General features: G+C 42.6%; 1 protein-coding gene. It reads right to left on the bottom strand.

The window, feature by feature from the left end; translation table 11 throughout:
• Window positions 1–1198 (bottom strand): prealbumin-like fold domain-containing protein (locus ACYQ21_RS15605; protein ID WP_460059597.1); only part of this gene is annotated, 1198 nt, incomplete at both ends.

Below are 1198 nucleotides of genomic sequence, written 5' to 3'. Positions count from 1 at the left end.
CTTCATTGTAGCCTAGTGCAGTTTGACCGTTTGGCTTAACCTCAACTCGCACCGTTTTAAAGCTATTCACAAAGCCGTTACTTGCTTTTGTCTCAGGCACATCATACAAGCCAACTGGTAAGCCTTTAAGTAGTGCCTTCCCTTTTTCGTCAGTCGTAGCGGTATAGGTTTTACCTGTTAGCACGTTTTTAACCGTGAACTCGTTGCCTTTCAGCGTGTAATTGCCATTCCACATCTTATCGCCTGATGCCACACCTGTTTTTGTAATAAGCAAGTCGCCTGTAAAGTCCATTTTTAAGTCTGTTTTCCCAAAAGCACCTAGAGCGATTGTCGACTTATGATTTTCTCCGTCATATTTAACCGCATTAGTTGTGTTAGTGGATACTTTTATTAAACTTTTGACACCAAGAATTGAACCGTCAGTTTCATTTGTCGTGGTACTCGGACCAGCTAAAACACCATTATTTAAAGTGATTTGTGTATCAGATGATAAAATGATACCTTGATAACCAACACTACCTATTGTTACTTTTTGTCCTGAGTCAATATCTGAATAGCGAGTAGCTTGTAAGACATTATCAAGTACAGCACCAGTGTCATGATTAAGAAGAGTATAGCTAAAAGTCACTTGGTCTAGTTGCGCAACACCAGAAGTATTCCACCAACCTGTACCGCCCGACCCTGAGCCACCAGCTCCGCCAGTTTCTCCTTGACCTCCACCACCAGTAGCCCCCTCAAAAGGTGCGCCTGTATCAATCTGGAGCGTACCATCACTAGCTAGACCTTGTAGGGCAACTAACAGTCCTGTTTTGGGTAAGGCTGTACCACTTGAATTGTCAATCGGATTGTAGGAGTTTAGGGTTAATTTAACATCAATCGGAATAGTGACCCCAGACATATCCTTGACAGTTCCCATGTTTTTAATGAGAATACTTTGTCCCTCGTCCATTTTGACCGCTTGCGCATTTTCAAAACCATCTTGTCTCATGAAATAGCCGATACCAGTTGTTGGGACAGGACGAGCGCCCTCAATCGTTGTGTTAGATTGCCAAGCTAAGTTATTAGCCACATACTTGATTGAACTTGTGTTATTCCCGACAAGCGCTTGAACAATTTGCGAAAACTTTTCAGAAGCCATGTTATTATTGGGTGTTTTGACAACTGGTTTACCGCCAACACTACCAATAGTTACCGCACC

The organism is Pseudolactococcus yaeyamensis, from assembly GCF_054658615.1.
This window is presented reverse-complemented; position numbering and strand designations above follow the sequence as displayed.